Below are 26894 nucleotides of genomic sequence, written 5' to 3'. Positions count from 1 at the left end.
ATAAAGAGTTAGTGAATACGACATAGCGGGTTCAATGTGGACTTGGCAGATCGCCAGTTTATGTACCATAGTACATCGAGGAAGGCAGGGGAGAGCCTTCCGGGGAGGACTAAGTGGCGAAGGCCGCAAATCAGATTGAAATGCCAATCGGCGTCGTCGTGCGCAAAACACCCGGTGTTACCCGCTGGGCGAAGTGGAACTGGCGTGCGGTGGCCGTATTACCCGGCGCAGGCCCTGCCGATTGGCTGGAAATGCGTCGTGAGGGCGACGCAATCGAATATCACGCTGCCACGCTGCCCCTGACTCTTTGGGCGGATGAGACCGAGGCTTATTTGGTGAACCTGTCCGACGGAATGCCGTCGATTTATCTGGTCCTCAGGGATGCGCTGGATGGTCAGCGGCCCATGGATGCGGTTCTGGTCACCGCTTCGCCTTACGAAGGACAGGATTACGCGGATACCGGCGAAGAGATTGTCGAGAAAATCCCCATGACGGAAGGCTTGGTCGCGTGGGTTCGGGATTTCACACTGAAGCATCACCGCGATGAGGTGTTCGTGAAACGCCGCCGCGACAAGAAACGTGTCGATCTTGTCGAAGATGGCAAGGGCGATGCGCGTATCCGTCAGGACTCGGACGTCTATCGCGCCCCGCGCAGGATCGTCCAATGACCGAGACCCGTGATTTCTGGTCCCGCCGCAAGGCTGCCGTTCAGGCCGAAGCTGAGGCCGAAGCTGTGGCCGCCGAGGAACAGATCATCGCGACACAACAGGCCGAACTGGAAGAAAAGAGTGACGCCGAGATACTCGCTGAGTTTAATCTGCCAGACCCCGACCAGTTGAAGGCCGGAGATGACGTCTCGGGCTTCATGGCCAAGGCTGTGCCGGATCGTCTGCGCCGCCGCGCGTTACGCCGGTTGTGGCGGCTGAACCCGGTGCTGGCGAATGTCGATGGTCTGGTCGACTATGGCGAAGATTACACCGACGCGGCTTGCGTGATCGAAAACCTGCAGACCGCGTATCAGGTCGGCAAAGGCATGCTGGCCCATGTCGAGGCGCTGGCCGCCGAAGCCGAACAAGACGAGGTTGAGACCGAAGCTCAGGAAACAGAGGACGCGCCAGAGGCTCAGCCGATTACAGTTGAACCCACTGAAGAATTGGCCGCCGCACCTGAGCCGATCGCCGAAATGGACGAGGCGGAAGAGCTTGCAGAGCTTCCCCCTGTCCCGCGCCGCATGAAATTTGAATTTGAAGGATAACCCGATGACCGCAAGCGAAGCGCAAAACATGGATATCTCGGCCGAGGATCGACTGCGCGCGGATTTCTACAATTTTCTTGGTCTGCTGCTGGCCGGTCCACCCGATCAGCTGCTGCTGGACCAAATGGCCGGTCTCAGCGGCGACGACAGCGAATTGGGTCAAGCCATTCAGGCGATGTCACGGGTGGCCAAGGTCACCAAACCCGCCGCTGCCGAACGTGAGTTCAATGCGCTGTTCATCGGGTTGGGCCGTGGCGAGTTGCTGCCCTATGCCAGTTTCTACCTGACCGGGTTCCTGAACGAAAAACCTCTGGCGCAATTGCGCAATGACATGGCCGTGCGCGGGATCACTCGAGCGCAAAACGTCTATGAGCCCGAAGACAACATCGCCTCGCTGATGGAGATGATGGCAGGCATGATCGTCGGTCGGTTCGGCCCTCCCGCCCCGTTGGAAGACCAAAAAGCGTTCTGGAACAAGCACATCGGCCCTTGGGCCGCACATTTCTATTCAGATTTGGAAGCCGCCGAGAACTCGGTTCTCTATGCGTCCGTCGGCACCGCCGGTCGGGTGTTCATGGAGATCGAGCGCGAGGCGTTCCGAATGACGGCGTAACCCGCCACTCGCCGGTGCCCCTTGGGCATCAAACCGCAATTGGGACAGGAGGAGCCCATGAGCAAGACCAAGGAAGAAGGCGCAACCCGCCGCGACTTCCTCAAACTGGCCGGAACCGCAGCGCCTGCTGCCGTCGCCGCTGCCAGCCTGACCGGGAAAGCCGAAGCAGCCGAGCTGCCGACGGATGAAACCCGGATGCAGGATACTGCGCATACCCGCGCATACATAGAAAGCACGCGCTTCTAGCACGACGAAAGCACCCGGTTCTAATCGGACGTTTTCACCACCCGACTGACGGTTGCGATTGGCCCTGACGTCGGTTTTTCGAAGTACCAAGCCAGCCGTGGCTGACACGGCGCGCAAGGGAGGAAAGTAATGCTTAGGAAAAAGACCAACGGGGTTGCGAGACGCCCCCAGCGGACAAGTATCCTGTCCCAGGTCGGCGAGAAAACCGTCGATCGCCGCGCATTCCTGCGTGGCTCGGGCCTGACGATCGGCGGCCTTGCCGCGATCAGCGCCACGGGTGGAACCGTGACGCAAGCCAGCGCCCAGACAGCGGCCAATCAGGCCGTCGAAAATATCAAATCCGTATGCACCCACTGCTCGGTCGGCTGTACCGTCGTTGCCGAAGTGCAGAACGGTGTCTGGGTCGGGCAGGAACCTGGCTGGGACAGCCCGTTCAACCTGGGTGCACACTGCGCCAAGGGGGCCTCGGTCCGCGAGCACGCCCATGGCGAACGCCGCCTGAAATACCCGATGAAAAAGGAAGGCGGAGAGTGGAAGCGCATCAGCTGGGAACAGGCGATCGACGAGATCGGCGACGGCATGATGAACATCCGCGAAGAATCCGGGCCGGACAGCGTGTACTGGCTGGGTTCTGCGAAACACAATAACGAACAGGCCTATCTGTTCCGCAAGTTCGCCGCTTACTGGGGCACGAACAACGTGGACCATCAGGCCCGTATCTGCCACTCGACCACTGTTGCGGGCGTTGCGAACACATGGGGCTACGGCGCCATGACCAACTCGTACAACGACATGCACAACAGCCGGGCCATCTTTATCATCGGAGGCAACCCGGCCGAGGCGCACCCCGTCTCGTTGCTGCATATCCTGCGGGCGAAAGAGCAGAACAACGCGCCCCTGATCGTCTGCGACCCGCGCTTTACGCGCACCGCGGCCCATGCGGATGAATATGTCCGTTTCCGCCCCGGCACAGACGTTGCGCTGATCTGGGGTATCCTGTGGCATATCTTCGACAACGGCTGGGAGGACAAAGAGTTCATCCGCACTCGTGTCTGGGGTATGGACCAGATCCGCGAAGAGGTCGCCAAGTGGAACCCCGACGAGGTTGAGCGCGTCACCGGCACGCCCGGCTCGCAGCTGCGCCGCGTCGCCCGTACCATGGTGAACAACCGCCCCGGCACCGTTGTATGGTGCATGGGTGGCACTCAGCACACCAACGGCAACAACAACACCCGCGCCTACTGCGTGCTTCAGCTTGCGCTGGGCAACATGGGCACATCGGGCGGTGGCACCAACATCTTCCGCGGCCATGACAACGTACAGGGCGCGACGGACCTTGGTGTTCTGTCACACACCCTGCCCGGTTACTATGGCCTGTCCGCAGGTGCATGGGGTCACTGGAGCCGTGTCTGGGGCGAAGATCTGGATTGGCTGAAAGGTCAGTTCGCTACGATCAAGGACAAGGAAGGCAAGGACAAGCCGCTGATGAATGAGCGCGGCATCCCGGTCTCTCGTTGGATCGACGGTGTTCTGGAAGACCCGGCCAACATGGATCAGGACAACAACGTCCGCGCCATGGTTCTGTGGGGCCACGCGCCCAACTCGCAGACCCGGATGACGGAAATGAAGACCGCGATGGAGAAGCTGGACATGCTGGTCGTGATCGACCCGTATCCCACCGTCTCGGCTGTTCTGCATGACCGCACCGATGGTGTCTACCTGCTGCCTGCCTGTACGCAGTTCGAAACCCGTGGTTCTGTCACGGCTTCGAACCGGTCGCTGCAGTGGCGGGACAAGATCGTTGAGCCCCTGTTCGAAAGTCTGCCGGACGAGGTCATCATGGCCAAGTTCGCCAACAAGTTCGGCTGGGCGGATCGGTTCTTCCGCAATATCGAGATGGACGACCCGGAAACCCCGAATGTTGAAAGCATCACGCGTGAGTTCAACTCGGGCCTCTGGACCATCGGCTATACCGGTCAGTCGCCTGAGCGTCTGAAAAGCCATATGGCCAACCAGCACACGTTCGACAGAACCACGCTTCAAGCCATTGGTGGACCGAACGACGGTGAATACTACGGCCTGCCGTGGCCCTGCTGGGGAACGCCGGAAATGGGTCATACAGGGACACCAAACCTCTATGACATGTCCAAACCGGTGGCCGAAGGCGGCCTGACCTTCCGCGCGCGCTTCGGCGTTGAACGGGATGGTGAGAACCTTCTGGCTGAAGGGGTCTATAGTGTTGGATCGGAAATTCAGGATGGCTATCCCGAATTCACGATGCAGATGCTGATGGATCTTGGCTGGGACGGCGATCTGACGGCTGAGGAACGCGCGGCAATCGACGCCGTTGCGGGACCAGAGACCAACTGGAAAACCGACCTGTCCGGCGGTATCCAGCGGGTTGCGATCAAGCATGGCTGTGCGCCCTTCGGGAACGCAAAGGCCCGCGCGGTCGTCTGGACCTTCCCGGATCCGATCCCGCTGCATCGCGAGCCGCTGTATACACCGCGTCGCGATCTGGTGGCGGACTATCCGACCTACGAGGACCGGCACGCTTATCGCCTGCCCACCCTTTACGCTTCGATCCAGAAGAACGACTTTTCAAAGGATTACCCGATAATCCTCACGTCAGGTCGTCTGGTCGAATATGAAGGCGGCGGCGAGGAAACCCGGTCGAACCCGTGGCTGGCCGAGTTGCAGCAGGATATGTTCGTCGAGATCAACCCGCGCGATGCCAACAACCTTGGTATCCGTGACGGGCAACAGGTCTGGGTCGAAGGGCCCGAGGGCGGAAAGGTCAAGGTGATGGCGATGCTGACCAACAGGGTCGGTGCCGGTGTGGCCTTCATGCCCTTCCACTTTGGCGGCCATTACCAGGGCGACGATCTGCGGTCGAAATATCCAGCTGGCGCAGATCCCTATGTCTTGGGTGAAAGCTCCAACACCGCCCAGACCTATGGCTACGATTCAGTGACACAGATGCAGGAGTCCAAGGTGACGCTCTGCAAAATCTGGTCAGCGTAAGGAGGACGATAATGGCTAGAGCAAAGTTTCTCTGCGACGCTGAACGCTGCATCGAGTGCAACGCCTGCGTGACCGCGTGTAAGAATGAACACGAGGTCCCGTGGGGCATCAACCGCCGCAGGGTGGTGACGATCAATGACGGCAACCCGGGCGAACGCTCGATCTCGGTGGCCTGTATGCATTGCTCAGATGCGCCTTGCATGGCGGTGTGCCCGGTCGACTGCTTCTATCAGAACGAAGAAGGCGTCGTCCTGCACTCCAAGGACCTGTGCATTGGTTGCGGCTATTGCTTCTACGCGTGCCCCTTTGGCGCGCCGCAATACCCGCAGGCAGGCAACTTCGGATCACGCGGCAAGATGGACAAATGTACCTTCTGCGCTGGCGGCCCCGAAGAAACGCACTCGACCGCAGAGTTCGCCAAATACGGTCGCAACCGGATTGCCGAGGGTAAACTGCCCATCTGCGCCGAGATGTGTTCCACCAAGGCCCTGCTCGCCGGTGACGGCGACGTGGTGTCCGCCGTTTACCGCGAACGCGTTGTGGCGCGCGGGTTCGGCTCGGGCGCCTGGGGCTGGGGCACGGCCTACGACCAGAAAGACGGCTGATCCGTCCGCAAAACGCACCGGCGCGCGCGATATGCGCCGGTGCAGCAAAAGATTTTTCGACGAAAAATCTCGGCCGCAACCGTCGACGAGGGTGACATGGCGTTTCTGCGACTTCTCTTTTGTTTGTTCGTTCTGACCGTCCCTGCATTGGCACAGGACGCTCCGGACCGTGCATCAACCGGCGGTGCCACGACGCTTGAGGATATCCTCGCCCGGCAACGCGGCGAAAAGGTCGATAACAGCTTTCGTGCGGAAAACACCGGCGCGGGCAATGTCGAGGGCCTGCTGGGGCAGTTGGGGACGCGCGGCGTGGCCTCGGACAGCGAAGTATATCGCGCGCTGCGCTACGGGTCTGCCGATGTCACGGTATCGTCGCGGGGACCGGCAGACGGCGTTCTGATCCAGGATGGCGGCATGTGGTGGCTGAATTTCCGCACCGGCCCGCTGCGCGAATACGGCACCTATATTCTGGGCGGCATGTTCGTGATCCTGATCCTGTTCGCCCTGCTCCGCGGCAAGATCAGAATTGACGGAGAAAAAACCGGCCGCACCGTCACCCGTTTCACCGGTGTCGAACGCTTTGGCCACTGGCTGTTCGGCGGCTCGTTCCTTGTGCTGGGTTTCACCGGCCTGCTGACGCTCTATGGCCGTGATTTCCTGATCCCGGTCGTCGGGAAAGAGGGCTTTGCCACCATCGCGCAGGGCTGCAAGTGGCTGCACAACAACATGGCCTGGGCGTTCATGCTGGGTCTTGTCATCATCACCGTGAAGTGGATCTCCCACAACATCCCCAACCGGACCGACCTGCGCTGGCTGGCCGCTGGCGGCGGTCTGTTCACCAAGAACAGCCACCCGCCCGCCAAAAAGTTCAATGCGGGGCAAAAGATCATCTTCTGGTCCTGCATCGTCCTCGGCGTCTCGATCAGCCTGTCCGGCCTGTCGCTGCTGTTCCCGTTCGAACTGCCGCTGTTTGCCAAAACCTTCTCGGTCGCCAATGCAACCGGCCTGCCGCAGATGATGGGCTTGAACCTGCCCGTCCAGATGTCGCCGCAGGAGGAAATGCAATACGCTCAGGTCTGGCACGTGATGATCGCCTATGTGTTTCTCGCCATCATCATCGCCCATATCTACCTCGGCTCTGTCGGGATGGAGGGCGCGTTCGAGGCGATGGGCACCGGCGAGGTCGAGGAACAATGGGCGCGCGAGCATCACTCGCTGTGGCTGCAGGAGGTGCAGGAAAAAGAGGCCGACAAAGCCGTGGCCTCTCCGGCGGAATAGATGCGCGCACTGGCCTTGGTTCTGGCGCTGCTGCCCCTGCCCGCCGCAGCCGAGTTCTTTACCCTAAAGGGTCACGGTGGCCCCATCATGGGCATCGCAACCGCCCCCGACGGGCGGATCGCGACGGCCAGTTTCGACAATTCGGTGGGTATCTGGTCAGAGCGCGCGCCCACTTGGCTTGAAGGGCACGACGCCGCGGTCAACAGCGTCGCCTTCAACGGCACGGCGATCTATTCGGCGGGCGATGATTTCACCCTGCGCCGCTGGCCGGGCGGTCAGATCGTCGGACAGCATAAGGGCAAGATCGTCGGCATTGCGGCCTCGAAAACCCATGTCGCCACCGCCAGTTGGGACGGGACCATCGGCCTGTGGCCCGTTGATGGTTCGGCCCCGCGCATGCTGGGCCCCACGGGGGCTGGCGTCAACGCGGTGGTGTTCTCGCCTGACGGCCAGACGCTCTATTCCGCCGGAATGAACGGCACCATACGCCGCTGGGATGTACCAACTGGTCAGGAAACCCAACGTCTAGTCGAGCATGGGTTCGGCATCAACGAACTTGTTCTGAACGCCACCGACAACTGGATCGCCTATGGTGCCGTCGACGGCGTCACCCGCATACACGACCTGACCACGGGCGAGGAACGAGACTTCACCCTCGACCGTCGACCGATCCTTGCCCTTGCGCTTAGCCCCGACCGGCAGCTGCTGGCGGTGGGGGATGGCGAGGGCTACATCATGTTCATCGACACGGTCGACTGGCGCATTGCACACGACTTCCGCGCCACGCTGCGCGGGCCGGTCTGGGCACTGGCCTTCTCGGCGGATGGGGAAAACATCCATGCGGGCGGCATCGACGAGGCAATGTATAGCTGGCCGGTTTCCGCACTTGGGGATCACGAACAACTGGGCGGACAAGAGCCCTCCTTCCTGCGCGATCCCGATGAGATGAGCAATGGCGAGCGCCAATTCGCCCGCAAATGTTCGATCTGCCACAGCCTGACCCCCGACAGCCAAAGACGGGCCGGCCCGACGCTGCACGGCATATTCGGGCGGCAGGCGGGAACGCTACCGGGATATTTGTACTCGGACATCCTGCAAGACTCTGATATCATTTGGGATGATCAGACGATAAACGCTCTTTTCGATCTGGGGCCGGACCACTACATTCCGGGGTCAAAGATGCCGATGCAGCGCATCACGGCCCCGCAGGACCGGGCCGACCTGATCGCCTTTCTGCGCCGCGCCACGGTGCCGGAAAACTGAGCCGGAGGAGACTATGAAAGCCTTTCTAGCCGCCGTCGCCGCGATGGCCGTCATCACCGCCGCAGCGCCTTACACGCTCGACCAGATCGGGTTCAGCGCGGCGGATGCGGGGACTGGCCCGGCTGTGCGCCTCGACTGAATGCAGGATTATCTGACGACGCGCGAACTGGCCGATCTGCTGCGCATCGGCGAGCGCAAGGCCTATGATCTGGCGTCCTCGGGCGAAATCCCCTGCGTCCGTGCCATGGGTAAACTGCTGTTCCCCCGGGCCGAAATCATCGCCTGGCTGAACGCCTCACGCTCGGGCCCGCAGGTTGCAGAGCCACCCCTGCCCCCGATTGTCGCGGGCAGCCATGACCCGCTGCTGGACTGGGCGTTACGAGAAAGCGGCTCGGGCCTCGCCACCTATTACGACGGCTCCTTCGACGGGCTGCACCGCCTGCGCGACCGCAGCGTCCAAGCCGCCGCCCTGCATATCCATGAGGAAGACGGCTTCAACACCCAGACCCTGCGCGACGGTTTTGGCGAGGCCCCGGTGATCCTACTGGAAATCGCCCACCGTCAGCGCGGGCTGTTGCTGGCCCCGGGTGTCTCGGACATCTCAGGCTTCATGGACCTCAAGGGGCGGCGCGTCATCCTGCGCCAAGACAGCGCCGCCAGCCAGCATCTGTTCGACGCCCAGCTCAAAGCCTGCGGGCTGACACGCGCCGATCTCGACACCCTGCCCACCTGCGCCCGCACCGAGGAAGAGCTGGCCATCGCCCTGCACGACAGCAAGGCCGAGGCCGGTTTCGGACTGGGCGCGCTTGCCGGTCTCTACGATCTGGGCTTCGCCCCCACCCATTCCGAACGTCTCGACCTTGCCATCTGGCGACGTGCCTATTTCGACGCTCCGCTGCAAAAACTCCTGAACTTCCTGCACAGCGATCGCTTCGCCACCCGCGCGGCAGAATTCGGCAGCTATGACCTGACCCATCTGGGCCGCATCCACCACAACGGCGCAAGCGGCTGACGCACTTCATCTTTTCCCAAATACTCTCGCCGAAGGCATTGACCGCAGGCCAATTCACCGCGCATTGGGAAAGAACAACTGCTGCCCGTCCACCATATAGGACCCAATCGCCGCCTGCCCGTGCGGCCCGATCAGCCAGTCAATGAACCGCTGCCCCGCGGCAGCCCTCACGCCCGGGTGTTTTTCGGGGTTCACAAGGATCACCCCGTATTGGTTGAACAAACGCGGATCGCCCTCGACCAACACCGTCAGATTGCCCCTATTGCCAAAGGACAGCCACGTCGCCCGGTCGGTCAGCACATAGGCCCCCATCCCGCTGGCTACGTTCAGCGTCGCGCCCATGCCCGAGCCTGTCTCGCGATACCATCGCCCCGACGCCCCGGTCGGATCAATGCCCGCATCAGCCCAATGGCGCATCTCAGCCTTGTGGGTGCCACTGTCATCCCCACGCGAGGCAAACGGCACCTCGGCCTCGGCCACAGCAGTCAAGGCGGCAACAATATCCTTGCCCCCGGCCACCCCCGCCGGGTCAGATTCCGGCCCGACCAGAACAAAGTCGTTATACATCACATCCAGCCGCTCGACGCCCCAGCCGTCGGCCACAAAGGCCTCTTCGGCGGGTTTGGAATGAACCAGCAGAACGTCTCCGTCACCATTGGTTGCGTTACGGATGGCCTGCCCGGTGCCGACCGCCACCACGCGCACGTCGATGCCGGTTTCCGCTTCAAACCCCGGCAGGATGTAATCCAGCAGGCCGGAATTCTGCGTCGACGTGGTGGATTGCACGACGATAAAGGCCTCTTCGGCCGAGGCCCCCGCGGCCAACCCGACCACAACCGTCAGGGCCCGAGCGAAATACCCCATCATTGAATTTCTCCGTCATTCGAAATTACGTCACCAAACCGCCCGCCAGATACCGGCGCGCGGCATCGCTTTGCGGCGCATCCAGCACCTGCCGTGCTGCGCCATGTTCAACCACGTGACCGGCCTGCATCATGACGATATCCTCGGCCAACCGCCGCGCCTGCCCGATATCGTGCGTTACCATCACGATGCGCACCCCGCGGGCCGAGGCGCGCAGCACCATCCGTTCGATCACCTGCGTCGCACCGGGATCCAGCGCACTGGTGGGTTCGTCCAGAAACAGCGTCTCAGGCTCCAGTGCCAACGCGCGCAGGATGGCCAGCCGCTGCGCCTCGCCGCCAGACAGCGAGCGGGCGGACTGGCGCGCCTTGCCTTCCAACCCACCTTCGGTCAGCAACTCGGCAATGCGCTGCTTGCGAAGCCGGCGCGGAACAGCCTGCCGCTTCAGCACAAAATCCAGATTGGCTGACACCGAGCGTCGCAGCAGCACCGGGCTTTGAAACACCATCGCCTGCCGCGCCTTGTGACCGGCGTTCAGCGGTTGCCCGTCCTGACACACCCGTCCACGATCCGGCACAATCAACCCATGCAGACAGCGCAGCAGAAGGCTTTTGCCCGCACCGTTCGGCCCCAATATCAGCGTCGGCCCCGGGCCGTCGAGGCTCAGGCGCGGCACCTCAAGCAGCGCCTTGCCGCTGCGGCTGATCTGCAGATCACGCACCTCGATCACGCCCGGCATCCCGGCCACCACATCACGCATGACGCAACCCCTCCTGCTCGGCCCGCAGGGTCAGAGCGCTGACCATTGCGTTCACCGCAACAGCAATCCCGATCAGGATCGCGCCCAGTGCCAACGCCAACGCCAGATTGCCCTTCGAGGTTTCAAGCGCAATCGTCGTGGTCATCACGCGCGTCACATGGTTGATGTTGCCGCCGACAATGATCACCGCACCCACCTCGGCAATGGCGCGTCCAAACCCCGCCAACAGCGCCGTCACCAGCGCCAGCCGCGCATCCCACAGCAGTACCGGAACCGAAGCCAGACGGGAGACGCCCAAGGATCGCAGCTGTTCAGAGTATTCCTCGGCCAGCATCTCGACCACCTGCCGGGTCAGAGCCGCGACGATGGGCGTGACCAGAACCACCTGCGCAATGATCATCGCCGTCGGGGTGTAGAGCAATTCCAACACGCCCAGCGGGCCCGAGCGTGACAGCATCAGATAGACCAGCAGGCCAACGACGACCGGCGGGAAGCCCATCAGCGCATTCATCAGAATGATCAAAACCCGCCGCCCCGGAAACCGCGCAACCGCCAGAGCGGCCCCGACCGGCATCCCGATCACCGCAGAAATCAGGACCGCAAAGACCGATACCCGCAGCGACAGCAGCACAATCGCCCAAAGCTCGGCATCGCCGTTCAGGATCAGAGTCACGGCGTGATTGAATTCTGATGCAAATCCCTGCATTTTATTCCGCGTTGACAGCATTTCGTCATGAAATGCGCTATATTACAGTGAAATACTAGCCCATCGGCCGCTTGAGTACAGACACAAATCCGACATCTGCAACAAAAAACGCGGCCCCCGAAGGGACCGCGCCTCAGGCATCTATGATGCGTCGCGCTAGTTCAGCGCCGCATCCGTGATCTGATGCGTCCAGGCCCCTTCGGGCTGAGCCGTAATCACCGGATCAGAACCACCCGCCAGTAGCGTCGCCACCGTGCGGTCGAAATCCGCCGGGTCCAGCGCACCGTTCGATCCGGCGGTCAACTTGGCGATCTCACCCATCATGCGCTTCTGGTGCTCTTCCGTCTGCGCACCGGTCTCGTCGTTTTCCAATACGATGTCAGCCGCCTCATCCGGGTGCTCCTCGGCGTATTTCCAGCCCTTCATCGAGGCGCGCACGAAACGCTCCATCTTGTCGACAAAGGCGGCATCGCTCAGGTTTTCTTCCAGCACATACAGACCATCCTCTAGCGTCGCGACGCCCTGATCTTCGTATTTGAAGGTCACCAGCTCTTCGGGCGTGACACCTGCATCGATGACCTGCCAGTATTCATTGTAGGTCATGGTACTGATGCAATCGGCCTGACGCTGCAGCAAAGGATCAACGTTAAAGCCCTGCTTTAGAACCTCTACACCGCTGTCACTTTTGCCATCCGTGCTGATGCCCAGCTGGCTCATCCAGCTCATGAAAGGAAACTCGTTGCCGAAGAACCAGACGCCCAGCGTGCGGTTTTTCAGATCATCGGGCGAGGCAATCCCCGCATCTTTCCAGCAGGTCAGCATCATGCCCGAGCTTTTGAACGGCTGCGCGATATTGACCAACGGCAGGCCCTTTTCCCGCGCGGCCAGCGCGGCAGGCATCCATTCCACGGTTACGTCCGCGCCACCGCCCGCAATCACCTGAGTGGGCGCGATATCGGGGCCGCCAGGCAGGATGGTGACGTCCAGCCCCTCTTCCTCGTAGAACCCCTTGTCCTTGGCCACGTAATAGCCCGCGAACTGAGCCTGCGTGACCCATTTCAGCTGCAATGTCACCTCATCCGCCGACCAGGCCGCCGTAGCGGCAAGGCTAAAGGCGGCGACCGCCCCGCTGAGTAGCTTCTTCATCTTCATGTCTCCTAGTTGCTGTTGGTGCCCCGTTTTCGGGGTCTGTTGAATTCTTATCCTCTTTGCGACGGGTGCCAGAAGGTCACCGTTTTCTCGATCATAGCGACCAGCCCATAGAACAGGGTTCCGGCCAGCGCGGCCACCACGATCTCGGCCCAGACCATATCCAGCGCAAGCTGCCCGACGCTGGTCGAAATCCGAAAGCCCATGCCGACAACGGGCGAGCCAAAGAACTCGGCCACGATAGCGCCGATCAGCGCCAGAGTGGTAGAAATCTTCAGGCCATTGAACACAAAGGGCATTGCGGCGGGAAGACGCAGTTTCAGGAAGCTTTGCCAATAGGTTGCGGCATAGGTCTCCATCAGGTCACGCTGCATCACAGTCGCCTCGCGCAGCCCGGCCACGGTGTTCACCAGCATCGGAAAGAACACCATCACCACCACAACCGCCGCCTTGGAATGCCAGTCGAACCCGAACCACATCACCAGAACCGGAGCGGTTCCGACAATGGGCAGGGCCGCCACGAAATTGCCCACGGGCAGCAGCCCGAGGCGCAGGAACTCCCACCGGTCGACCGCGATGGCCGTCAGGAACGCGGCGGTGCAGCCGATGATGTAACCGCTCAGCGCGCCCTTGAGGATGGTCTGCACGAAGTCGGCCCACAGGATCGGCAGGCTGTCGCCAAACCGCACGGCGATGACCGAGGGCGCTGGCAGAATGACCAGCGGCACGTCGAGCCCGCGCACCAGCAGTTCCCAGATCGCTACGATGGTCAGGCCAAAGATCAGCGGGGCCAGAAACCGCACCATCTGGCTGTCGGCCTGCGGCCCGCTGGCAAGACGGCTGTTGAGCCACCAGCCCAGACCCCACAGCAAGATCGCACCCAGGACCAGCATCATTGCGCCATCCCCATCCGTTTCAGAACCGTTCGTTCCAACAGCCCCAGCAGCCCCACCAGCGCAGCCGCCAGAATGGCCGCGCCAAACAGCGCCGACCAGATCTGCACTGTCTGCCCATAGTAACTGCCCGCCAGCAGCCGCGCGCCCAGCCCGGCAACCGCGCCGGTGGGCAATTCACCCACAATGGCCCCGACCAGAGACGCCGCGATCCCGATCTTGAGCGAGGTAAACAGGTAGGGCATCGACGCAGGCAGCCGCAGCTTCCAGAAACTCTGCGACCGGCTGGCGCTATAGGTGCGCAGCAGATCCAGTTGCATCGCATCCGGGCTGCGCAGCCCTTTCACCATGCCCACGACCACGGGGAAGAAACTCAGATAGGCCGAGATGATCGCCTTGGGAATAAGCCCCTGCACCCCGATCGAATACAGCACCACGATGATCATCGGTGCCAGAGCGATGATCGGAATGGTCTGGCTGACAATCGCCCACGGCATCACCGACAGGTCCATGACCTTGCTGTGCACAATCCCGACCGCCAGCAGAATGCCCAGCCCGGTTCCAATCGCAAACCCCAGCATCGTCGCGCTCAGCGTGACCCAGCCGTGATAGACCAGAGACCGTTTGGACGTGATCTTCTTGTTGACCGTCGAATCCCACAGCTCCAACACCACATCATGCGGCGTGGGCAGGCGCGGGCGGTTCTGCTCCCACGTGTCGGGGATGGCAAAGCTGTTGTCCCAGACCAGAACGATGTCGTATTCCAGAACGCGTTCCTTGGCGGTTGGCGGGTCCACTTCCTCACCCGCGCGCTCGGCCGCGTTCAGCGCGCTGTCGATATTCATCGGGATACAGGCGATGTACCATACGGCCACAATCGCCGCGATCACCACCATGACTGCGGTAAACTGCTTCATGCCCGCCACTCCATCCGAATGACCGGCACCGTATCCGGCGGTGTCGGAGGTTCAGTTCCCTTCTCGACAAACCCTTCACGCCGGTAAAACCGCTGCGCATCCCGATTGGGCACATGGGTTGTCAGCCACAGAAAATCGCGCCCCTCCTTGGCCTGATCCAGCAACCGCTTGCCGATCCCCTCGCCGGTGCGGAGGCAATACAGCGCACCGACCTTATTCTCAGCGGGATCGACGGACATATAGCAATCCACCGGATCACCAGAGACCCAAATCTCGCGGTGTGGAAACGCCTCGCGGATCAGATCTGCCAGTTTCTCTTGCGGCAGGTCCTCGGGCATCCAGTCCGTTTCTTCGAGCCACGTCCTCACCACCCGCGCGCAGGCTGCCACATCATCGGGAGCTGCGCGTCTGATCTCGCCCCCCACCATCAGACCTCGTCCCCGTGCCCGGCCCGCAGCCCTTCGCGCACCCGATGCGCCACCTCGATGAATTCCGGCGCATCCCTGATATCCAGAGGCCGCTCTTTCGGCAGAGGGCTGTCGATCACATCCGTGATCCGCCCGGGCCGAGGGCTCATGACGACAATCTTGGTGCTGAGATACACGGCTTCGGGGATCGAGTGCGTCACGAACCCGATGGTCTTTTCCGTGCGCGCCCAAAGTGCCAGAAGCTGTTCGTTCAGATGGTCGCGCACGATCTCGTCCAGCGCGCCAAACGGCTCGTCCATAAGCAGGATGTCGGCGTCAAATGCCAGCGCCCGCGCAATGCTGGCCCGCTGCTGCATCCCGCCAGAAAGCTGCCATGGGAATTTGCCACCAAACCCTTCCAAATCAACAAGTTCCAGAACGTTCTTTACCCGCTCATCCTGTTTCGCGGCAGAATAACCCATGATCTCAAGCGGCAGCTTGATGTTCTTCGCAATCGTCCGCCACGGGTACAACCCCGCTGCTTGGAAGACATACCCATAGGCCCGCTTGCGCCGCGCTTCATCGGGGGTCATGCCGTTGACGGTCAAAGACCCTCCGGTCGGATGCTCAAGCGCCGCGATACAGCGCAGAAACGTGGTTTTGCCGCAACCCGAGGGGCCAATGAAACTGACGAAATCACCCTTGTCGATGGTCAGGTTCACATCCTTCAGGGCGTGAACGGGGCCATCGTTGGTTTGGAAGGTGAGGTCGAGATTCTTGGCCTCGATAACAGCTGCGCCCGCTTCGTTCATGTTTCTTTATCCGTTGTCTTCCAGCGGGCAACCATGTGCTCGGTGGCGGCAAAAAGGTTGCCATTCTTTGCCCTCAGCCGCTCGCCGCTGACAAAATTCTCAAGCCTGTCCCAATCGCGATAGAGCGCCGTGCGCCAATAGTCACGCAGGATATCCTCATCAATCGCGCCATGTTTGATCATCCGGGCCATAAGCCCGTAGATACTGAGTATGTAACGCGCCAACCCACGCTCCTCGCTTTCCAGGTCGCCGTAGTCGTGCTGATGTGGGCCAGCAAAGAAACGCTGCCGTGCGTCCCGGAACTGACTGGCCTGTAGCGTTTCATGGATCACATGGATCGACTCGCGCAGAAACCGGCGCTCGTCCTTATCCTGCCCCCGCGCCTGCAGGCGCATCTGACGCCAGACAAACGCGGTGGTCGCGATCACAGCCAGCGCAGCAAGGATCGCTGCGACATCCGCCGAGATATCCAGCCAAAACTCCAAGCCCATCTTTCCGCGCTCAAACCCCCGTCGCCGGTATCCCCGTCCGCTCTACCGGCCTCGGGGCCGTCAGCTCCTTCCACGTACTCAGCGCCTTGTTCACATGGGTATTGGCCTCGCGCGCCACGAACGCACCATGGCCTTCCTGCGTCCGAATCTCGCCGTCATGCACGGCAACCTGCCCCCGCGTGAGCGTAAAGCGCGGCAACCCTTTGACTTCTTTGCCCTCGAATACGTTGTAGTCGATTGACGACTGCTGCGTATCCGCGCTGATGACCTTGGTCTTTTCGGGGTCCCAAACCACCAGATCCGCATCGGCCCCAACCAGAACCGCACCCTTTTTCGGATAGCAATTCAATATCTTGGCGATGTTCGTTGACGTCACCGCCACGAACTCGTTCGGCGTCAGGCGCCCGGTATTCACCCCATGCGTCCACAACATCGGCATCCGGTCTTCCAACCCTCCGGTCCCATTGGGGATCTTGGTAAAATCGCCCACACCGAACCGCTTCTGTTCCGTGGTAAAGGCACAATGGTCAGTTGCCACCACGCTCAACGTCCCCGAATGCAGCCCGTTCCACAGACTATCCTGATGCTGCTTGTTCCGGAACGGTGGGCTCATCACCCGCCGCGCAGCATGGTCCCAATCCTGATGGAAATACTCGCTCTCATCCAGCGTCAGGTGCTGGATCAGAGGTTCCCCCCACACCCGCTTACCCTGCATCTTGGCCCGCCGAATGGCCTCATGCGCCTCTTCGCAGGACGTATGCACCACATACAGCGGAACGCCCGCCATATCCGCAATCATGATCGCCCGGTTGGTCGCCTCCCCCTCCACCTGTGGCGGGCGGGAATAGGCATGCGCCTCGGGGCCGGTATTGCCCTCGGCCAGCAGCTTGGCGCTCAGCTCGGCCACCACATCGCCATTCTCGGCATGAACCATCGCGATTCCGCCCAGCTCGGCCAGCCGCTTGAACGAGGCAAACAACTCATCGTCATTCACCATCAGCGCGCCCTTATAGGCCATGAAATGCTTGAACGTGTTGATCCCGCGCGTCTCGATGACGGTCTTGATGTCATCGAACACCTGCTCGCCCCACCATGTCACCGCCATGTGGAAGGAATAATCGCAATTCGCCCGCGTCGACTTGTTGTCCCAGCGCTTCAACGCATCCAGCAGCCCCTCACCCGGATTGGGCAGAGCAAAATCGACCACCATCGTCGTCCCCCCCGCCAGCGCCGCGCGCGTCCCGCTTTCGAAATCATCGCTCGAATAGGTGCCCATGAATGGCATCTCCAGATGCGTATGCGGATCAATCCCGCCCGGCATGACATAACAGCCCGTCGCATCCAGTTCCTTATCCCCACGCAGATCGGGCCCGATCTCGGTAATCACCCCACCCTCGACCCTCACATCCGCCTTATAGGTCAGATCAGCGGTAACAATGGTTCCGTTCTTGATCACTTTACTCATTTCAAACTCCCTGATGCGGCCTGCGCCACTTGCTTCATCTGGCCAAAAATATCCCGGGGGAGTCGCCCTCGGGCGACGGGGGCAGAGCCCCCTACTCCACGATCTCCGCAGTATCGACAACCGCATGGAACAGAACATCCGCCCCAGCCGCGGCCCATTCCTTGCTGATCTCTTCGGCCTCGTTATGGCTCAACCCATCCACACAGGGACACATGACCATCGCCGTCGGCGCCACCCGGTTGATCCAGCAGGCATCATGCCCTGCGCCCGAGATGATATCCGTATGCGAATACCCCAACCGCTCGGCCGCATCGCGCACGGCGGCCACGCAGCCCTCATCGAATTTCACCGGGTCAAAGCCGCCGACCTTCTCAAATTCGATCTGCAGACCCATCTCATCGACAATACCCTCGGCCGCGACCCGCAACCGGTTCTCCATATCGGTGATCACCTCCAACTCGGGCGAGCGGAAATCGACCGTAAACACCACCTTCCCCGGGATCACGTTGCGCGAATTCGGATACACATCGATATGTCCCGCGGCCCCAACCGCATGAGGCGCATGCGACCACGCAATCTCATCCACTTTCTCAAGAATACGCGCCATCGCCAGCCCCGCATTCTTGCGCATCGGCATCGGAGTGGAACCTGTATGCGCATCCTTGCCGGTCACGGTGATCTGGGTCCAGCTCAACCCCTGACCATGGGTGACGACACCGATATCCTTGCCTTCAGCCTCAAGAATTGGCCCTTGTTCGATGTGCAACTCAAAGAAAGCGTGCATCTTACGCGCGCCCACCTCCTCGTCGCCACACCAGCCGATCCGGCTCAACTCATCCCCGAACGTCTTACCCTCGGCATCCTCACGGGCATAGGCCCAATCCTGCGCGTGCATTCCGGCGAAAACACCCGAAGACAACATTGCGGGCGCATAGCGTGTCCCTTCCTCGTTGGTCCAGTTGGTTGCGACAATCGGATGTTTGGTCTTGATACCAAGATCGTTCAGCGTACGAATGATCTCGAGCCCGCCAAGTACGCCCAAGACGCCATCATATTTGCCGCCCGTGGGCTGCGTATCCAGGTGCGATCCGACGTAAACGGGCAAAGCCTCGGGGTCTGTTCCCGGACGATGCGCAAACATATTGCCCATCTGATCAAGACCCATCGAACACCCGGCCTCTTCGCACCATCTCTGAAACAACGCGCGCCCCTCGGCGTCCTCATCCGTCAGGGTCTGACGGTTGTTGCCGCCCGCAACACCGGGGCCGATCTTCGCCATCTCCATCAAGCTGTCCCACAACCTGTCGCCATTGATCCTGAGGTTCTGCGCCGGAGCTGCCATCATTGTCTTCCCTGTCGCTTGCGATTTGGCTCGCTTTTGATGTCTTGATTTGACCATCTGGTCAAACTCACGCTATCACGGGTTCGATATCAGTCAAGAAATTGCAGTGCCCTGCCGGAATTTTCGACATATTCAGCACCCGACTGGCCGAAAAAGAGACATCAGGTGAAAATGCCCAAAGACCGCGCCCCAACCCGGATCCAGCAGAAAAACCGCGCCGCCATTCTGGACGCCGCCCTGAACGTGTTCTCAGCCCATGGGTTTCGCGGCGCAACCGTCGACCAGATCGCGGCCGAGGCGGGCCTCAGCAAACCCAACTTGCTGTATTACTTCCCCTCGAAAGAGGCGATTCACGCCGCCCTTTTGTCCGGCCTGCTCGAGGTCTGGCTGGCCCCGTTGCACACGCTTGATGAAACCGGCGACCCGCTCGAAGAAATCCTGTCCTATATTCGCCGCAAGCTTGAGATGAGCCGCGATCTGCCCCGCGAGAGCCGCCTGTTCGCCAATGAACTGGTTCAGGGCGCTCCGCGCATTCACGAGTCGCTCTCGACGGATCTGAAGAAACTGGTCGACGCAAAAACCGCGATTCTGACCCGATGGATGGATCAGGGAAAAATTACGCGCGTCCATCCCTATCATCTGATCTTCTCGATCTGGGCGCTGACCCAGCACTATGCCGATTTCGACGTCCAGGTCCGCGCCATTCTCGGAGAGGAAGACCCCTTCGACGGTGCCGGCTCCTTTGTCGAAACCCTCTACAGAAAACTGCTGACGCCTTAAGGGATGATTAACCCTACTGGGCAAAGCTCCCGACATGATAACCCGCAGGCCAAACCCCGATCCCTGGATCGCACAACTCTTTTCATCGCGCTCTGCGCGTTCGGGCGCAGTCGTGCGTCGCTCGGTCGCGTGGGTCGAGCGCGAAGTGGGACACTCGGCCTTTCAGAGCGAAGTCAAACGGCGCGGATACCATCTGATCCGCACCGCCAACCAATACATCGTCATCTGCCACAACGGCCCCATCGACATCCTGTTCTGAGAAAATTCGGCGAATTTTCTCAGCCAAGATTTTTCGACGAAAAATCTCGACCTATTCCGCCGCCTTGGCCATCGGATTGTTGGGGTGTGTTGTCCAGTTCGCATACTCAGGATCAACGACTTTTCCTGTGCGCGGATCAACCTCTCCAGCAGCCATCGGCACCATCGAGATACAGCCTTCGACCGGGCACACATCTACGCAGAGATTACAGGCCACGCATTCCTCGTCGATCACCTCAAACACCCGATCCGCCGACATCGAAATCGCCTGATGGCTGGTGTCTTCACAGGCCGCATAACACCGTCCGCACTTGATACACTGGTCCTGATCGATCTTCGCCTTGGCAATGTAGTTCAGGTTCAGATACTGCCAGTCCGTCACGTTGGGCACCGCGCGCCCGATCACTTCGTCAACGCTGGCATAGCCCTTCTCATCCATCCATTCTGACAGGCCAGCGGTCAGTTCATCGATAATCTTGAACCCATAGGTCATAGCGGCGGTACAGACCTGAACGGTGCCGCAGCCCAACGAGATAAACTCAGCCGCATCTCGCCATGTCGTGACCCCTCCGATGCCAGAGATCGGCATACCATGCGTCGCTTCAGCCCGCGCAATCTCGGACACCATCGACAGCGCAATCGGCTTCACCGCCGGACCACAATAACCGCCGTGGCTTCCCTTGCCATCAATCGAGGGCTCGGGGCTGAACGTGTCCAGATTGACGCTGGTGATCGAGTTGATCGTGTTGATCAACGACACGGCATCCGCGCCACCGTTCCGCGCGGCCGCCGCCGGTTTGCGGATATCGGTGATATTTGGCGTCAGCTTCACGATCACCGGGCGGTCATAATACTGTTTGCACCAGCGGGTCACCATCTCGATATATTCCGGCACCTGCCCAACGGCAGACCCCATACCCCGCTCGCTCATCCCATGCGGACAGCCAAAATTCAGCTCGATCCCATCGGCGCCGGTCTCGGCCACACGCGGGAGGATGGCTTTCCAAGCCTCTTCCTCACACGGCACCATCAGAGAGGCAATCAGCGCACGGTCCGGGTAATCCGCCTTGACGCGCGCCATTTCTTCAAGGTTCACCTCAAGCGGACGGTCGGTGATCAACTCGATGTTGTTGAGGCCCAGCAACCGCCGGTCGGCCCCATAGATCGCCCCATAGCGCGGCCCGTTCACGTTCACGACCGGAGGTCCCTCGGCCCCCAGCGTCTTCCACACAACACCGCCCCATCCGGCCTCAAAAGCGCGGCGCACGTTGTATTCCTTATCCGTCGGCGGCGCAGACGCCAGCCAGTACGGGTTCGGGCTTGAGATTCCCAGAAAGTTTGTCGTCAAATCAGCCATTTATCCGGCCTCCCTGATGCAGTTTAGCATCTTTGTCTTCGAGTTTCAGGTGCTCAGGCTCGCATTGATGTCCATCGCGGCGTCGCGCCCTTCGGCCACGGCGGTCACCGTCAGGTCTTCGCCCCCGGCGACGCAATCACCACCAGCCCAGACACCGTCCATCGACGTGCGTCCGGCCCCGGTCACAGCGATTTTGTTGCCGTCCAGCGCCAAGCCTTCGGGGGCACCATCCAGCGTCTGACCAATGGCCTTCAGAACTTGATCCGCCGGCACACGCACCGTCTCACCGGTTCCGGTCAGGTTGCCATCATGGCTGGCGGTGTATTCCAGCTCGATCTCAGCTGCCGCTCCATTTCCATGCACGGCAACCGGCTGCACGTTGCAAAGAATGCGCACCCCGTGCGACGCCGCCAGATCCTGTTCATACCGGCTGGCCCCCATAGCGTCGCGGCCCCGGCGATAGGCGATGGTCACATGCTCGGCACCCAGCAGCTTTGACTTCACCGCCGCGTCCACCGCCGTCATCCCGCCGCCGATCACGACGACGTTCCGGCCCACCGGAAGATCCACCAGATCGCTGGCCTGACGCACATCCGAGATGAAATCGACCGCAGCCCGGACGCCATCCTTATCAACGCCGTCGGCACGCAGCGCGTTCACACCCGCCAAACCGATCGACAGAAACACCGCATCATAGTTCTGCAGCAGACCGTCCAGCGAGATTGCCTCACCCAGAACCGAGCCGGTCTCGATGGCAATCCCACCGATCTTCAACAGCCAGTCGACCTCGGCCTGCGCGAAATCGTTGGTCGATTTATAGGCGGCGATTCCGTACTCGTTCAGGCCCCCCGGCTTGGGCTTGCTTTCGTGGATAACTACGTCATGTCCCAGCATCGCGAGACGATGCGCACAAGCCAGACCCGCGGGCCCGGCCCCAACAACCGCAACCGTCTTGCCAGTCGCGGCAGCACGTTCAAACGGATGCGCGCCCGAGGCCATCACATCGTCCGTCGCGAAACGCTGCAGCCGTCCGATCTCGACCGGTTTACCTTCGGCGGCCTCGCGCACGCAGGCCTCTTCGCACAATGTCTCGGTCGGACAGACCCGCGCACACATGCCACCAAGGATATTCTGTTCCAGAATGGTCTGCCCGGCCGCCTTGGGCTGGCCCGCCTGTATCTGACGGATGAACAGCGGAATATCGATATCCGTCGGACAGGCCGTCACACATGGCGCGTCATAGCAGAAATAGCAGCGATCTGCAGCCACGGCGGCCTCATGCGGGGCCAGTGGCGGGTGCAGATCGGTGAAATTCGAGGTCAGCTCATCGCTGGAAAGCCGCCCTGGGACGATCCCGGGTGCCATCTGGCCCTGTGCCATCACTCAACTCCCTGTGGTTGATATGTTTGTTATGGGCTCAAGCTTGCCACAATCTGATTTTTTATCAATTGGTAAAATTTATCAAGGAGTCAAAAAATACGAAATCCGGGCGGATCCGCCCGGATTTCAAGGTAAATTGCACAATTTCGCAGCACACGCCGCCTTACACCATCCCGCCGAGGTGCCCGGATTTGATCCAAACCCGCGCCCCGCCCTCGCCAGCAACGGCGGTCGAGCGTGATCCGGGCGGCAGGCGCAGCCAGTCCCAGGTGCCGAATTCCTCGCCCGCCTCGACAAAGCCGCCCTCGATCACGAAGGCCTCGAGCCCCTTGCTTGCATCCAGTTCAACGCGCTCTCCGGCGGCCCAGCGTTGGACCTGAACATCCTCATGCGCATCGTTATACAGCCGGATGCTGCCGACCCCATTGATCGACCGGCGCAGCTCGGTCCGGTCGTCTGGGTCGAACTGATGCAACTTGACCAGAATAGTCGCCCCTTCGCTGGCCGAGGGCGTATGGGACGAAGTCGGAGGGTTGCGCACATAGCTGCCCACCGGAAAATCTCCGGTTTCGTCCTGAAAGACGCCGTCCAGCACCAGATATTCTTCGCCCCCGTCATGGGTGTGGGCCGAGAATGCGCTGCCGGGGGCAAAGCGCACGATCGTCGTGGCGCGCGCTACCTCGGCCCCGATCCGGTCCAGCATCTTGCGCTCGACCCCGGCGGCGGGTGAGGCGACCCATTCGGTCTGATCAAAGTGAACCGCGACCCGCTGACTGAAATCCGCATTGACCCGCATCTGCAATCCTCCTGCGTTGCTGGCATAATAGATGGGCCCCAGGTTCCATTTTTCAAACGGGGCCGTTTTGGGGTTTTGACGCCCCTCACAGCTTGTTGTAGTCGGGACCAGCAAGACGCCGATCATCGGCCCGATCAGAAAGCGCAAGACGATGCAGGCAAGCCCGGCGACATTCAACATCCTCATCATCGGGCAAAACAACCGTCTGCAATACGAAGCGCTTTTGTTCGCGGCTTCCCTGCGTCACAGCGCCCCCGGATTTCAAGGTCGGCTATTCGTGGGCGTTCCGCAGACCGGCCCGCTTTGGCCACAGAACCCGGCCATTCAGGACGCCGAGGTCTTGCAAGCGCTGCAGCATCTTGGGGCAGAGATTCTGCCCTTCGAGTCGCACACCTTTGGCGCGAGCTATCCCCATGGCAACAAAATCGAAGCCCTGTTGGCGATGCCCGAAGGCGAGCCGTTTATCTTCTTCGACAGCGATACGCTGATCACCGGAGAGCTGACGGATGTCCCATTTGATTTCGACCGGCCCGGCGCTTCGCTTCGCGTCGACGGGACGTGGCCGAAACCCACGCTTTACGGTCCCGGCCATGAAGGCATCTGGCGCGCGCTTTACGACCGGTTCGGGCTGGATTTCGAAAGTTCCCTCGACCTCAGCCAACCTGCGGGCCATTGGCGGCGGTATCTGTATTTCAACGCGGGGTATTTCTTCTACAAATGCCCCCGTCAGTTTGGCGCGCGGTTTCTGGAGTATGCCCGCACCATCCAGAACGAAGAGATCCCCGAACTGACCGGGCAGAGCCTGGACCCTTGGCTGGATCAGGTCGCCCTGCCGCTGGTCATCCACTCATTCGGCGGCGGTCGCGATGCGCTGCCCGAGGGGCTGCTGGACGGCGCGGTCAGTTGCCACTATCGCCTGTTTCCCCTGCTCTACGCCCGCGAAAGCGATCATGTGGTCGAGGTACTGGAAACCGTTGTGGCCCCGAACAAGATCAAGAAGGTGCTCAAAGGCTATGACCCGCTGAAAAAGCTGGTGATCCAGCGCAAAGGCGCAAAGATCCGGGCGCTGTTTGACCGGGACAACCTGCCCGCGCGGGAACAGGTCATTCGCAAGACGATCAAATCCAAGGGGCTTTGGCTACGGTGACGCGGGCGTTGTGCGCAGCGGGGCAATGTCCTAGAGATTCTGCAACACACATTCCAACAGGAGATTTCAAAGATGTCTGACGGCCCCACCTACGGTTTCGACACGCTGCAAATTCACGCCGGGGCCCGCCCCGACCCTGCGACGGGCGCGCGCCAGACGCCGATCTATCAAACCACCGCTTATGTGTTCCGCGATGCCGAACACGCCGCCGCGCTGTTCAACCTTCAGGAAGTGGGTTTCATCTATTCGCGCCTGACCAACCCGACCGTTGCCGTGCTGCAGGAACGTGTCGCGACGCTTGAAGGCGGCGTCGGCGCGGTGTGCTGTTCCTCGGGTCACGCGGCGCAGATCATGGCGCTGTTCCCGCTGATGGGACCGGGCTGCAACGTGGTGGCCTCGACCCGTCTGTATGGCGGCACGGTCACGCAGTTCAGCCAGACCATCAAGCGCTTTGGCTGGTCGGCCAAGTTTGTCGACACCGATGATCTGGACGCCGTCAAGGACGCCATTGACGAAAACACCCGCGCCGTGTTCTGCGAATCCATCGCCAACCCCGGCGGCTATGTCACCGACATCCGTTCGCTGGCGGATGTGGCCGACGCAGCAGGCATTCCGCTGATCGTCGACAACACCTCGGCCACGCCCTACCTGTGCCGCCCGATCGAACACGGTGCCACTCTGGTTGTGCACTCGACCACCAAATACCTGACCGGCAACGGCACCGTCACCGGCGGCTGCATTGTGGATTCGGGCAAGTTCGACTGGTCTGCGAATGACAAATTCCCCTCGCTCAGTGAACCGGAACCAGCCTATCACGGCCTGAAATTCCACGAGACCTTCGGCCCGCTGGCCTTCACCTTCCACGGCATCGCCATCGGTCTGCGCGATCTGGGCATGACCATGAACCCACAAGCGGCGCATTACACGCTGATGGGGATCGAGACCCTGTCGCTGCGGATGGAGCGCCATGTCGAAAACGCCCAGAAGATCGCGGCGTGGCTCGAGGCGGATGACCGCGTGGACTACGTGACCTACGCGGGTCTGCCCTCATCGCCTTATCACGACCGGGTCAAGGCGCATTACCCGCGCGGGGCTGGTGCGCTGTTCACCTTTGCGGTCAAGGGCGGCTATGACGCCTGCGTCAAGCTGGTCAACGCGCTGGAGATTTTCAGCCATGTGGCCAACCTTGGCGATGCGCGGTCGCTGATCATCCACTCGGCCTCGACCACACACCGCCAGTTGACGCCCGAGCAGCAGGAAGCGGCGGGTGCTGGCCCCGGCGTGGTGCGCGTCTCCATCGGGATCGAAGATGCAGACGATCTGATCGCCGATCTCGATCAGGCCCTCGCCAAAGCCAGCGCCTGATCCGATGGCCGGGCACGACAGCAACGATCTGGGCCAACCGATCGGCTTGCCGGTCACGGGCGCGTTCCCGCGCCCCACACCGCCTTATACGCCGATGGTTGGCCGGTTCTGTTCAGTCGCACCCCTGGATGTGAACAGACATGCGCCCGGCCTGTACCGGGCGTTTGCCAATGACGTGGACGGTCGCAACTGGACTTACCTGCCCTACGGTCCGTTCGAGACCGAGGCCGAATTCATCGCTTGGGCACAGGCCAATTGCATGGATGCCGATCCGATGTTTCACACCGTTCTGGATGCGGACGAGACGCCTGTCGGCATGGCCTCCTATTTGCGCGTCGAGCCTGCGGCTGGCGCAGTCGAGGTCGGCCACATCCACTTTTCACCGCTTTTGCAGCGCAAGCCGCAATCAACCGAGGTGATGTTCCTTATGATGCAGCGCGTCTTCGATGAATTGGGCTATCGCCGCTATGAATGGAAATGCGATGCGTTGAACGCTCCGTCGCGTCGGGCCGCCGAGCGGCTGGGGTTCACCTTCGAGGGCGTTTTCCGGCAGGCGACCCACTACAAGGGACGCAACCGCGACACGGCCTGGTATTCGATCATCGACAGTGAATGGCCGCGTATTCGGGATGCCTTTCAGGCATGGCTGTCGCCCGACAACTTCGATGAAACGGGCCAGCAGCGTCAGCCGCTGCAAGCCCGCGCCTGA

Annotated in this window: 29 protein-coding genes; 15 read left to right on the top strand and 14 right to left on the bottom strand. The window is 61.1% G+C overall.

Annotated features, from left to right (window positions below):
* The first annotated feature begins 113 nt into the window (after positions 1-113).
* The 10 genes from ACR1XV_RS06390 (at position 114) to ACR1XV_RS06345 (ending at position 9296) form a co-directional block, all read left to right on the top strand.
* Positions 114-668, top strand: a complete 555-nt coding sequence (locus ACR1XV_RS06390) for a DUF3305 domain-containing protein (protein ID WP_480529554.1) — start codon at positions 114-116, stop codon at positions 666-668.
* A complete protein-coding gene (locus ACR1XV_RS06385) occupies positions 665-1255 on the top strand; it encodes a DUF3306 domain-containing protein (RefSeq protein WP_480529553.1) in 591 nt (196 codons plus the stop codon). The genes ACR1XV_RS06390 and ACR1XV_RS06385 overlap by 4 nt, the downstream gene beginning before the upstream one ends.
* Before the next feature lie 4 nt (positions 1256-1259).
* Positions 1260-1868, top strand: a complete 609-nt coding sequence (locus ACR1XV_RS06380; RefSeq protein ID WP_480529552.1) for a TorD/DmsD family molecular chaperone — start codon at positions 1260-1262, stop codon at positions 1866-1868.
* Between the two features lie 57 nt (positions 1869-1925).
* Entirely contained in the window at positions 1926-2114 is a 189-nt protein-coding gene (locus ACR1XV_RS06375; RefSeq protein WP_039535039.1) for a ubiquinol-cytochrome c reductase iron-sulfur subunit N-terminal domain-containing protein, read from the top strand.
* Positions 2115-2243: 129 nt separating this feature from the next.
* Positions 2244-5138 carry a formate dehydrogenase subunit alpha gene (locus ACR1XV_RS06370; RefSeq protein ID WP_480529551.1) on the top strand — a complete coding sequence of 965 codons (2895 nt, stop codon included), beginning with the start codon at positions 2244-2246 and terminating at the stop codon, positions 5136-5138.
* Between the two features lie 11 nt (positions 5139-5149).
* On the top strand, positions 5150-5743 hold the full coding sequence (gene fdh3B / locus ACR1XV_RS06365; RefSeq protein ID WP_010439472.1) for a formate dehydrogenase FDH3 subunit beta: 594 nt from the start codon (positions 5150-5152) through the stop codon (positions 5741-5743).
* Positions 5744-5839: 96 nt separating this feature from the next.
* The gene (locus ACR1XV_RS06360) at positions 5840-7021 is read left to right on the top strand and encodes a formate dehydrogenase subunit gamma (protein ID WP_480529550.1); all 1182 of its coding nucleotides are present in this window, start codon (positions 5840-5842) and stop codon (positions 7019-7021) included.
* A complete protein-coding gene (locus tag ACR1XV_RS06355) occupies positions 7022-8284 on the top strand; it encodes a c-type cytochrome (protein ID WP_480529549.1) in 1263 nt (420 codons plus the stop codon).
* 13 nt (positions 8285-8297) lie between these two features.
* Positions 8298-8423 (top strand): hypothetical protein, encoded by a 126-nt coding sequence (locus ACR1XV_RS06350; protein ID WP_480529548.1) that lies wholly within the window; start codon positions 8298-8300, stop codon positions 8421-8423.
* The gene (locus tag ACR1XV_RS06345; protein ID WP_480529547.1) at positions 8424-9296 is read left to right on the top strand and encodes a substrate-binding domain-containing protein; all 873 of its coding nucleotides are present in this window, start codon (positions 8424-8426) and stop codon (positions 9294-9296) included.
* Between the two features lie 54 nt (positions 9297-9350).
* Here ACR1XV_RS06345 and ACR1XV_RS06340 read toward each other — a convergent pair whose 3' ends face one another.
* From ACR1XV_RS06340 to ACR1XV_RS06290, 11 genes are all read right to left on the bottom strand, one after another.
* Positions 9351-10163, bottom strand: coding sequence for an ABC transporter substrate-binding protein (locus ACR1XV_RS06340; protein ID WP_480529546.1), 813 nt, complete (start codon positions 10161-10163; stop codon positions 9351-9353).
* Positions 10164-10185: 22 nt separating this feature from the next.
* Positions 10186-10920, bottom strand: a complete 735-nt coding sequence (locus ACR1XV_RS06335; RefSeq protein WP_480529545.1) for an ATP-binding cassette domain-containing protein — start codon at positions 10918-10920, stop codon at positions 10186-10188.
* Positions 10913-11626, bottom strand: coding sequence for an ABC transporter permease (locus tag ACR1XV_RS06330; protein ID WP_480529544.1), 714 nt, complete (start codon positions 11624-11626; stop codon positions 10913-10915). Before ACR1XV_RS06330 ends, ACR1XV_RS06335 begins: the two co-directional genes overlap by 8 nt.
* Before the next feature lie 156 nt (positions 11627-11782).
* The gene (locus tag ACR1XV_RS06325) at positions 11783-12772 is read right to left on the bottom strand and encodes an ABC transporter substrate-binding protein (RefSeq protein ID WP_480529543.1); all 990 of its coding nucleotides are present in this window, start codon (positions 12770-12772) and stop codon (positions 11783-11785) included.
* Between the two features lie 53 nt (positions 12773-12825).
* Positions 12826-13671, bottom strand: coding sequence for an ABC transporter permease (locus tag ACR1XV_RS06320; protein WP_480529542.1), 846 nt, complete (start codon positions 13669-13671; stop codon positions 12826-12828).
* Positions 13668-14585, bottom strand: a complete 918-nt coding sequence (locus tag ACR1XV_RS06315; RefSeq protein WP_480529541.1) for an ABC transporter permease — start codon at positions 14583-14585, stop codon at positions 13668-13670. Before ACR1XV_RS06315 ends, ACR1XV_RS06320 begins: the two co-directional genes overlap by 4 nt.
* A complete protein-coding gene (locus tag ACR1XV_RS06310; protein ID WP_480529540.1) occupies positions 14582-15013 on the bottom strand; it encodes an N-acetyltransferase family protein in 432 nt (143 codons plus the stop codon). Before ACR1XV_RS06310 ends, ACR1XV_RS06315 begins: the two co-directional genes overlap by 4 nt.
* The gene (locus ACR1XV_RS06305; RefSeq protein WP_480529539.1) at positions 15013-15804 is read right to left on the bottom strand and encodes an ABC transporter ATP-binding protein; all 792 of its coding nucleotides are present in this window, start codon (positions 15802-15804) and stop codon (positions 15013-15015) included. The genes ACR1XV_RS06310 and ACR1XV_RS06305 overlap by 1 nt, the downstream gene beginning before the upstream one ends.
* Complete coding sequence (locus ACR1XV_RS06300; RefSeq protein WP_480529538.1) at positions 15801-16295, bottom strand: DUF4760 domain-containing protein; 495 nt, start codon at positions 16293-16295, stop codon at positions 15801-15803. The genes ACR1XV_RS06305 and ACR1XV_RS06300 overlap by 4 nt, the downstream gene beginning before the upstream one ends.
* A gap of 10 nt (positions 16296-16305) precedes the next feature.
* The gene (gene hydA, locus ACR1XV_RS06295) at positions 16306-17760 is read right to left on the bottom strand and encodes a dihydropyrimidinase (protein WP_480529537.1); all 1455 of its coding nucleotides are present in this window, start codon (positions 17758-17760) and stop codon (positions 16306-16308) included.
* A 91-nt stretch (positions 17761-17851) separates the two neighbouring features.
* Complete coding sequence (locus ACR1XV_RS06290) at positions 17852-19102, bottom strand: Zn-dependent hydrolase (RefSeq protein WP_480529836.1); 1251 nt, start codon at positions 19100-19102, stop codon at positions 17852-17854.
* Between the two features lie 171 nt (positions 19103-19273).
* Here ACR1XV_RS06290 and ACR1XV_RS06285 point away from each other — a divergent pair, with 171 nt between their 5' ends.
* Together ACR1XV_RS06285 and ACR1XV_RS06280 are read left to right on the top strand one after the other, a co-directional pair.
* Complete coding sequence (locus ACR1XV_RS06285) at positions 19274-19882, top strand: TetR family transcriptional regulator C-terminal domain-containing protein (protein WP_480529834.1); 609 nt, start codon at positions 19274-19276, stop codon at positions 19880-19882.
* A gap of 112 nt (positions 19883-19994) precedes the next feature.
* Positions 19995-20141, top strand: coding sequence for a hypothetical protein (locus ACR1XV_RS06280; RefSeq protein ID WP_480529536.1), 147 nt, complete (start codon positions 19995-19997; stop codon positions 20139-20141).
* Between the two features lie 51 nt (positions 20142-20192).
* Here ACR1XV_RS06280 and preA read toward each other — a convergent pair whose 3' ends face one another.
* The 3 genes from preA to ACR1XV_RS06265 form a co-directional block, all read right to left on the bottom strand.
* Entirely contained in the window at positions 20193-21497 is a 1305-nt protein-coding gene (preA, locus tag ACR1XV_RS06275; protein ID WP_480529535.1) for an NAD-dependent dihydropyrimidine dehydrogenase subunit PreA, read from the bottom strand.
* Between the two features lie 45 nt (positions 21498-21542).
* Positions 21543-22877: an NAD(P)-dependent oxidoreductase gene (locus ACR1XV_RS06270; RefSeq protein WP_480529534.1), complete on the bottom strand. Its 1335-nt coding sequence runs from the start codon at positions 22875-22877 to the stop codon at positions 21543-21545.
* A gap of 163 nt (positions 22878-23040) precedes the next feature.
* Positions 23041-23673: a cupin domain-containing protein gene (locus ACR1XV_RS06265; protein WP_480529533.1), complete on the bottom strand. Its 633-nt coding sequence runs from the start codon at positions 23671-23673 to the stop codon at positions 23041-23043.
* Positions 23674-23824: 151 nt separating this feature from the next.
* Here ACR1XV_RS06265 and ACR1XV_RS06260 point away from each other — a divergent pair, with 151 nt between their 5' ends.
* The 3 genes from ACR1XV_RS06260 (at position 23825) to ACR1XV_RS06250 (ending at position 26894) form a co-directional block, all read left to right on the top strand.
* Entirely contained in the window at positions 23825-24820 is a 996-nt protein-coding gene (locus tag ACR1XV_RS06260) for a hypothetical protein (protein WP_480529532.1), read from the top strand.
* 72 nt (positions 24821-24892) lie between these two features.
* The gene (locus ACR1XV_RS06255; protein ID WP_480529531.1) at positions 24893-26185 is read left to right on the top strand and encodes an O-acetylhomoserine aminocarboxypropyltransferase/cysteine synthase family protein; all 1293 of its coding nucleotides are present in this window, start codon (positions 24893-24895) and stop codon (positions 26183-26185) included.
* Positions 26186-26189: 4 nt separating this feature from the next.
* Positions 26190-26894, top strand: coding sequence for a GNAT family N-acetyltransferase (locus tag ACR1XV_RS06250; protein WP_480529530.1), 705 nt, complete (start codon positions 26190-26192; stop codon positions 26892-26894).

Source organism: Ruegeria sp. AD2(2025) (genome assembly GCF_056542385.1).
This window is presented reverse-complemented; position numbering and strand designations above follow the sequence as displayed.

What these genes read in the sequence shown, in the direction of transcription:
- ACR1XV_RS06385 (WP_480529553.1), top strand. Translation starts at nt 665, where the DNA reads ATGACCGAGACCCGTGATTTCTGGTCCCGCCGCAAGGCTGCCGTTCAG.
- ACR1XV_RS06380 (WP_480529552.1), top strand. Translation starts at nt 1,260, where the DNA reads ATGACCGCAAGCGAAGCGCAAAACATGGATATCTCGGCCGAGGATCGA.
- ACR1XV_RS06375 (WP_039535039.1), top strand. Translation starts at nt 1,926, where the DNA reads ATGAGCAAGACCAAGGAAGAAGGCGCAACCCGCCGCGACTTCCTCAAA.
- ACR1XV_RS06370 (WP_480529551.1), top strand. Translation starts at nt 2,244, where the DNA reads ATGCTTAGGAAAAAGACCAACGGGGTTGCGAGACGCCCCCAGCGGACA.
- fdh3B (WP_010439472.1), top strand. Translation starts at nt 5,150, where the DNA reads ATGGCTAGAGCAAAGTTTCTCTGCGACGCTGAACGCTGCATCGAGTGC.
- ACR1XV_RS06360 (WP_480529550.1), top strand. Translation starts at nt 5,840, where the DNA reads ATGGCGTTTCTGCGACTTCTCTTTTGTTTGTTCGTTCTGACCGTCCCT.
- ACR1XV_RS06355 (WP_480529549.1), top strand. Translation starts at nt 7,022, where the DNA reads ATGCGCGCACTGGCCTTGGTTCTGGCGCTGCTGCCCCTGCCCGCCGCA.
- ACR1XV_RS06350 (WP_480529548.1), top strand. Translation starts at nt 8,298, where the DNA reads ATGAAAGCCTTTCTAGCCGCCGTCGCCGCGATGGCCGTCATCACCGCC.
- ACR1XV_RS06345 (WP_480529547.1), top strand. Translation starts at nt 8,424, where the DNA reads ATGCAGGATTATCTGACGACGCGCGAACTGGCCGATCTGCTGCGCATC.
- ACR1XV_RS06340 (WP_480529546.1), bottom strand. Translation starts at nt 10,163, where the DNA reads ATGATGGGGTATTTCGCTCGGGCCCTGACGGTTGTGGTCGGGTTGGCC.
- ACR1XV_RS06335 (WP_480529545.1), bottom strand. Translation starts at nt 10,920, where the DNA reads ATGCGTGATGTGGTGGCCGGGATGCCGGGCGTGATCGAGGTGCGTGAT.
- ACR1XV_RS06330 (WP_480529544.1), bottom strand. Translation starts at nt 11,626, where the DNA reads ATGCAGGGATTTGCATCAGAATTCAATCACGCCGTGACTCTGATCCTG.
- ACR1XV_RS06325 (WP_480529543.1), bottom strand. Translation starts at nt 12,772, where the DNA reads ATGAAGAAGCTACTCAGCGGGGCGGTCGCCGCCTTTAGCCTTGCCGCT.
- ACR1XV_RS06320 (WP_480529542.1), bottom strand. Translation starts at nt 13,671, where the DNA reads ATGATGCTGGTCCTGGGTGCGATCTTGCTGTGGGGTCTGGGCTGGTGG.
- ACR1XV_RS06315 (WP_480529541.1), bottom strand. Translation starts at nt 14,585, where the DNA reads ATGAAGCAGTTTACCGCAGTCATGGTGGTGATCGCGGCGATTGTGGCC.
- ACR1XV_RS06310 (WP_480529540.1), bottom strand. Translation starts at nt 15,013, where the DNA reads ATGGTGGGGGGCGAGATCAGACGCGCAGCTCCCGATGATGTGGCAGCC.
- ACR1XV_RS06305 (WP_480529539.1), bottom strand. Translation starts at nt 15,804, where the DNA reads ATGAACGAAGCGGGCGCAGCTGTTATCGAGGCCAAGAATCTCGACCTC.
- ACR1XV_RS06300 (WP_480529538.1), bottom strand. Translation starts at nt 16,295, where the DNA reads ATGGGCTTGGAGTTTTGGCTGGATATCTCGGCGGATGTCGCAGCGATC.
- hydA (WP_480529537.1), bottom strand. Translation starts at nt 17,760, where the DNA reads ATGAGTAAAGTGATCAAGAACGGAACCATTGTTACCGCTGATCTGACC.
- ACR1XV_RS06290 (WP_480529836.1), bottom strand. Translation starts at nt 19,102, where the DNA reads ATGGCAGCTCCGGCGCAGAACCTCAGGATCAATGGCGACAGGTTGTGG.
- ACR1XV_RS06285 (WP_480529834.1), top strand. Translation starts at nt 19,274, where the DNA reads ATGCCCAAAGACCGCGCCCCAACCCGGATCCAGCAGAAAAACCGCGCC.
- preA (WP_480529535.1), bottom strand. Translation starts at nt 21,497, where the DNA reads ATGGCTGATTTGACGACAAACTTTCTGGGAATCTCAAGCCCGAACCCG.
- ACR1XV_RS06270 (WP_480529534.1), bottom strand. Translation starts at nt 22,877, where the DNA reads ATGGCACAGGGCCAGATGGCACCCGGGATCGTCCCAGGGCGGCTTTCC.
- ACR1XV_RS06265 (WP_480529533.1), bottom strand. Translation starts at nt 23,673, where the DNA reads ATGCGGGTCAATGCGGATTTCAGTCAGCGGGTCGCGGTTCACTTTGAT.
- ACR1XV_RS06260 (WP_480529532.1), top strand. Translation starts at nt 23,825, where the DNA reads ATGCAGGCAAGCCCGGCGACATTCAACATCCTCATCATCGGGCAAAAC.
- ACR1XV_RS06255 (WP_480529531.1), top strand. Translation starts at nt 24,893, where the DNA reads ATGTCTGACGGCCCCACCTACGGTTTCGACACGCTGCAAATTCACGCC.
- ACR1XV_RS06250 (WP_480529530.1), top strand. Translation starts at nt 26,190, where the DNA reads ATGGCCGGGCACGACAGCAACGATCTGGGCCAACCGATCGGCTTGCCG.